Here is a 5,912-nt window from a genome sequence, read left to right as displayed (position 1 = left end):
GCCGTGGGGGACCGTACAGTCGGCGTCGCCGAGGCCGTCCCCCGCCGGCCCCGTTCCCGTGCCGCCGAGGAGAGCCCGTGGTTCCGACCGACGACGTCCGCTTCCCGACCGACCCGGCCCGGCCCGCCCTCGGGTCCCTCTCCGGGGACGGATCCGCCCGTTCCGGCCTGCGCGTCTTCGTGCTGGCCGGTTCCTCCCGGGCCGGGTCGGTCAACCGGAGCCTGGCCTCGCTCGTCGCCCGGATCGTCACCGAGGCCGGGCCGGACGTCGACCTCGCCCACCTCGGCGACTTCGCCATGCCCGCCTACGACGGTGACACCGAGGCCGGTCACGGCCCTCCGCCGGCCGCCGCCGCGCTGCGCGACCGGATCGAGGCGGCGCAGGCCCTGGTCATCGCCTCGCCCGAGTACAACGCCTCGGTGCCCGGCGTGGTCAAGAACGCCATCGACTGGGTCTCCCGCTTCCGGCCGCAGCCGTTCAAGGACAAGCAGACCCTGCTGGTCTCGGCCTCCCCGTCCATGGTCGGAGGCAACCGCGGCCTGTGGGCGCTGCGGGTCCCGCTGGAGCACCTGGGCGCCCGCGTCTACCCCGACATGTTCAGCCTGGCCGGTGCGCACCAGGCCTTCACCGAGGACGGCCGGCTGGCCGACACCGGGCTCGCCGAGCGGCTCACCGAGACCGTGGACTCGTTCCTGGCCCTGGTCGAGGCCGACACCCGCTACCTCTGCCTCCAGCGCCGCTGGTACGAGTTCCTCGGCGACCGCACCGACGCCCCGGTCACCACCCGCGCCCAGGACTGACCCCGAGGCCCGGCCGTCAGCGGCAGGAGAACGCGATCCGCTGCCGGACGTCGTCCCCGTCCGGACCCGGCGCCTCGACCAGCACCCAGAACACCGGCCGCTCGCCGTCGAACCGGCCCCGCACCCGCACCGTGGCCTGCCCTCCCGGCTCCAGCGTGCCCGCGTCGGGCGTGATCACCACGTCCGGTGCGACCCCGCGGTCGATGCCCGCGCCGCCCTCGCCCGGGTCGTGGTCCAGCGCCGTCGCCCGCCAGTGCGCCGGCGCGCCCGAGGGATCCACCGGACCCACGGTGAACCGCGCCTCGATCTCGGAGCACGCCACGTGCGCCTTGCCGTCCGCGGCGTAGTCCGGGCTGACATGACCGACCTGGACGAACCCGGCCCCCTGCGCCGTCCGGGGCCCGAGAGCGGACGAACCGCCGGCCCGGCCCCCGGGATCCTCGGCCCCGCCCTGGCAGCCGACCGCCGCAGCGAGCACGAGCACCACCAGCGTGGCCACCTTGGCCCGGCCGTTGCCCTGGCCGCGGCTCCGGCCTCGGCCCGTTCCGGGGCCTCGGTCGCAGCTCCAGCCCGTTCCCGACCCCGACGCCGTTCTCGTTCCCGCTACCGTTCCCCTTCCGGTTCCGCGTCCATGGCCCACCGCGGTGCCTCCCTGCCCGTGAGAACCTTCGTCCGCCTCCACCGCAGTGTGCTCCCGCCCTGCCGACCCGCTCAACGGATGTGTCACCACTGAAGAACGAACTCACCACGGAACAGGTGCGGTTGAGGCTCCTGTTTCGTGCGGTTGCGGTGTGACCGGCCGGGCCGGTGCAAAACCGGCTGCTGGAGCCGGAGCGCGCCCGTTAGGATCTCCGGACCGTCCGGACGTGGCGCAGAGGCCGTCGCACCGTCACGGCATGACGGCGGACGCCGGTTCGCGCCGGCTCGCACCGGTTCGGATCCGGCCGTCCGGGCGGGTGACACACGGCACGGACACCAGTGGGGCGGCGGGAAAGTTGACGGACCGGACGGGTACGGGCGGCCCGGGGACGGATACGGGCGGCCCGGGGACGGGTACCGCCGAGCCCCTCACCGCGCAGGAGCTCGCCGCGTTCGACCGTACGGTCGCCCGGCTGCGGGCCCTGCCCGTGGACGACCCGGTCCGGCTACGGGCCGAGGAGGTCGCCGCGTCCTTCGCCCGCGACGGGCGCCATCGCCGCCGCAAGAACCGTGCCCGGGACCGTGCCGCCGCCGACGCGGCCGTGCTCGCCGCGACCGCGACCGGCGACCCCGGGCGGCGCGAGGACGCGCCGCTGGAGACCCCGGCCGTGCCCCGCCCCACCGCCGGCGAGCTGCTGCGCCCCCGGCGCTGCTACGTCTGCAAGTCCTTCTACCACCAGGTCGACGGCCACTACCACCTGCTGTGCCCGGGCTGTTCCGCCGACAACTCCGCACGCCGCGGCCTGCGGTGCGACCTGACCGGTCGGCGCGTCCTGCTCACCGGAGGCCGCGTCAAGATAGGTTTCCAGCTCGCCCTGATGATGCTCCGCGACGGCGCCGAGCTGCTCGTCACCAGCCGCTTCCCCCAGGACACCCTGGCCCGCTTCCGCGCCGCGCCCGGCAGCGCGCACTGGCTGGACCGGCTCACCGTCGTCGCCGTCGACCTGCGCGACCCGCGCCAGGTCCTCGGCCTGTGCGAGCGGCTGCGCGCCGAGGGCGAGCCGCTCGACGTCCTCGTCAACAACGCCGCGCAGACCGTCCGCCGCCCGCCCGCGTCCTACGCGCTCCTCGCCGCGGGGGAGCGGGCGGCGCTCCCCGCCCCCGGCCCCGCCCGGCTGTGGCACGCGCCCGGCTACGAGCCCGTACGGGCCCTGCCGGGCGGCGGCAGCGGTGCCTCGGGAGCCCTCGCCCTGGTCCTGGACGAGGCCGGTGCGGGCGAGGCCGCCCTCGCGGCCGACGAGGCGGGCCTGCTGCCCGACCCCGCCCCCGCCAACTCCTGGTCGGCCCGCCTGGGCGAGCTGGATCCGGCCGAACTGCTGGAGACCCAGCTCGTCAACGCCCTGGCGCCGGCCCTCCTGGTCGACCGGCTGCTGCCGCTCCTGCTGGCCTCGCCGCGTCCGCACCGCTACGTGGTCAACGTGACGGCGGTGGAAGGGCGGTTCGCGGTGCGCCGCAAGACCTCCGGGCACCCGCACACCAACATGGCGAAGGCCGCCCTGAACATGCTGACCCGCACCAGCGGCCCCGAACTCGCCGCCCACGGCGTCCACATGTGCAGCGTCGACACCGGCTGGATCACCGACGAGAACCCGACGCCGCGCAAGGACCGGATCGCCCGCAGCGGCTTCCGCACCCCGCTCGACATCGTCGACGGCGCGGCCCGCGTCTACGACCCGATCGTGCGTGGCGAGGCGGGCGCCCCGGTGTCGGGCGTCTTCCTCAAGGACTACCACGAGGCCGATTGGTGACCCCTGCCTGGCTACGGCACCCGTACCGCCGGTACCGGCAAGGCCCGGTTCCTCAGCGGCCGCGCCGCACCTTGGCCGCCCGCCTGGCCTCGGCCAGCTTGCGGGCCTCCGCCGTCTTGCGGGACTCCTTGGCCCGGCCGCCCGGGCTGCTGCCACGGCCGCGGAAGCCGAGGGTGGTCGCGCCGGCCTGTTCGCCGCCGCCGTCCGTGGCGGGCGCGGTGCTCCCGGGCAGTGGCACGCCCGACGGCTGCCGGGCGCCCGTGATCCGGCCGAGCTCGGCGTCACCGGGCCGGACCGCGGTGACGGTCGGGCGGATCCCGGCCTCCGTCAGCAGCCGGTTCACGTCCTTGCGCTGGCCCGGCGTGACCAGCGTGACCACCCGCCCGGACTCCCCGGCCCGGGCCGTGCGGCCGCCGCGGTGCAGGTAGTCCTTGGCATCGGCCGGCGGGTCGACGTTGACGACCAGGTCGAGGGCGTCCACGTGGATCCCGCGGGCCGCGACGTTGGTGGCGACCAGCACCGTGATCTCGCCCTGCTGGAACTGCTCCAGCGTGTGCGTGCGCTGCGGCTGCGACTTCCCGCTGTGCAGGGCCGCCGCCCGTACGCCGCTGCCGCGCAGGTGCCGGGTGAACCGGTCGACGCCGTGCTTGGTGTCCAGGAACATCAGCACCCGCCCCTCGCGCGCCGCGATCTCGGTCGCGGTGCGCTGCTTGTCGGTGCCGGTCACGTGCAGCACGTGGTGCTCCATGGTGCTCACCGCGCCCGCCGCCGCGTCGACCGCCGCGACCACCGGGTCGTTCAGGTGCTCGTGGATCAGCCGGTCGACGTTCTTGTCGAGCGTGGCCGAGAACAGCAACCGCTGCCCGTCGGGCCGCACCTGGCCCAGGACCTCCAGCACCTGCGGCAGGAAGCCCAGGTCGCACATCTGGTCCGCCTCGTCCAGGACGGTGATCCGTACCCGGTCCAGGTGGCAGTCGCGGCGGCCCACCAGGTCGGCCAGCCGGCCCGGGGTGGCGACCAGGACCTCGGCCCCGGCCTTGAGCACGGTGGCCTGCCGACCGATGTGCAGCCCGCCGACCGCCGTGGCCAGCCGCAGGCCGAGCGCCCGCGCGTACGGGTCCAGCGCTTCGGTGACCTGCTGCGCCAGCTCCCGGGTCGGTACGAGGACCAGCGCGAGCGGCCGCTTCGCATCGGCCCGCCGGCCCGCCGTACGCGCCAGCAGGGCCAGCCCGAACGCGAGGGTCTTGCCGGAGCCGGTCCGCGCCCGGCCCAGGACGTCCCGCCCGGCCAGGGCGTTGGGCAGGGTGGCCGCCTGGATCGGGAACGGCTCCTCCACCGCCTGCTCGGCCAGCGCCCGTACCAGCTCCGGCGGCAGCTCGAGCTCGGCGAACGACGCCGCCGGCGGCAGTCCCGGGGTGGTCGTGTCCGGCAGCGCGAACTCGCGCGTCGCGTTCATGGGAAAACCTTCCTCGTCCCGGCACGCACCAGGAACGGACCGGGGCCCGTACCCCAGCGGTACGGGCCCCGGCTACGTCGTCAGCGTCCGGCCATTTTACCAGCGCAAGGCCTTACGGGCGGGCGCCGACCACGGCCCTGCCGCGGCGCCCGACCGATGCCGGGCCGGCCCCGGCGCCCGGCCGCGGCCGCCGCCGCCCGGGCCGGGCCCCCGCGCCCGGCCGCCGGCGGCGCCTGGCACGGCAGGTCAGGGCCCGCGGAGGGCCCGCCCGAGGCTCACGCGAAGGTGAGCCGGGCGATGCCGCCGTGCTCCAGGGCCGTGTACAGGGCGCCGTCGGGGCCGAAGGCCAGGCCGTGGGGTTCGGACGCGGCATCCGGGAGGGCGTACTCCGTCACCCGGCCCTCGGCCGTGATCCGGCCGATGCGCCCGGTGCCCCACGCCGTGTACCAGCAGGCGCCGTCCGGCCCGGCGGTGACCGCGTGCGGGCGGCAGCCGGGATCGGGCAGCGCGAACTCCTCGACCTTGCCGTCCGGCGTCACCCGCCCCATCCGCCCCGCGCCGATCTGGGCGCACCACAGCGCCCCGTCGGCCCCGGCGGCCAGCCCCACGGGCCCGGAGCCCGCCGTCGGCAACCGGTGCACGCGGACCTCGCCGCCGGTCGTGATGCGGCCCACCGCGTCGGCCTGGTTGAGGGTGAACCACAGCGCGCCGTCCGGGCCCGCGGTGATCATCGAGGGGAAGGCGCCCTCGACGGGCAGCGGGAAGTCGGTGACCTCGCCGGCGGGGGTGATCCGCCCGATCAGCCCGGTGTGCAGCTGGGTGAACCAGAGCGCCCCGTCGGGCCCGGCGGCGATGCCGTAGGGGCCGGCACCGGGCGTGGGCAGGGCGTACGAGCTCGCCCGCCCGTCGGTGGTCATCCGCCCGATGCGGTGGTCCCGCATCCGCGTGAACCACAGGGCGCCGTCGGGGCCCGCGGTGATCACGGAGGGCCCGCAGCCGGGGGAGTCGAGCGCGAACTCGGTCAGCTCCGCCCGCTCCCCGGCGGGCGCCAGCCGAGCGATCCGCCCCGCGTGCACCAGGGTGCACCACAGGGCCCCGTCGGGCCCGGCCGTGATCCCGTACGGGCCGGAACCCGGCTCGGCGACGGGGTAGGTCCGCAGCCCGGCGAGGACGGGGGCGGGAGTGGGGGTACGAGGTGCGGTCATGGGG

5 protein-coding genes are annotated in these 5,912 nt (G+C 76.2%); 2 read left to right on the top strand and 3 right to left on the bottom strand.

Going from position 1 to position 5,912, the window contains the following annotated elements; all coding sequences use genetic code 11:
* Positions 1–167 precede the first annotated feature (167 nt).
* On the top strand, positions 168–800 hold the full coding sequence (locus EF918_RS31420) for an NADPH-dependent FMN reductase (protein ID WP_125652323.1): 633 nt from the start codon (positions 168–170) through the stop codon (positions 798–800).
* 16 nt (positions 801–816) lie between these two features.
* Here the strand turns inward: EF918_RS31420 and EF918_RS31415 are convergent, their stop codons facing one another.
* Positions 817–1,287 (bottom strand): hypothetical protein, encoded by a 471-nt coding sequence (locus tag EF918_RS31415; RefSeq protein WP_125652321.1) that lies wholly within the window; start codon positions 1,285–1,287, stop codon positions 817–819.
* Between the two features lie 625 nt (positions 1,288–1,912).
* Between EF918_RS31415 and EF918_RS31410 the strand changes: the two genes are divergently transcribed.
* Positions 1,913–3,247: an SDR family NAD(P)-dependent oxidoreductase gene (locus EF918_RS31410; protein WP_260610838.1), complete on the top strand. Its 1,335-nt coding sequence runs from the start codon at positions 1,913–1,915 to the stop codon at positions 3,245–3,247.
* A gap of 52 nt (positions 3,248–3,299) precedes the next feature.
* Here EF918_RS31410 and EF918_RS31405 read toward each other — a convergent pair whose 3' ends face one another.
* Both EF918_RS31405 and EF918_RS31400 read right to left on the bottom strand, forming a co-directional pair.
* Positions 3,300–4,703, bottom strand: coding sequence for a DEAD/DEAH box helicase (locus tag EF918_RS31405; RefSeq protein ID WP_125652319.1), 1,404 nt, complete (start codon positions 4,701–4,703; stop codon positions 3,300–3,302).
* Between the two features lie 275 nt (positions 4,704–4,978).
* Positions 4,979–5,908, bottom strand: a complete 930-nt coding sequence (locus EF918_RS31400) for a virginiamycin B lyase (RefSeq protein WP_125652322.1) — start codon at positions 5,906–5,908, stop codon at positions 4,979–4,981.
* Between the last annotated feature and the right edge of the window lie 4 nt (positions 5,909–5,912).

Source organism: Streptomyces sp. WAC06614, from assembly GCF_003949795.1.
Classification (GTDB): domain Bacteria; phylum Actinomycetota; class Actinomycetes; order Streptomycetales; family Streptomycetaceae; genus Streptomyces.
Note: the sequence above shows the minus strand (reverse complement) of the source record. Positions and strands in the feature narration are given on the sequence as shown.

Excerpts from the sequence above, each read along its gene's own strand:
- EF918_RS31405 (WP_125652319.1), bottom strand. The coding sequence starts at position 4,703 with ATGAACGCGACGCGCGAGTTCGCGCTGCCGGACACGACCACCCCGGGA.
- EF918_RS31400 (WP_125652322.1), bottom strand. The coding sequence starts at position 5,908 with ATGACCGCACCTCGTACCCCCACTCCCGCCCCCGTCCTCGCCGGGCTG.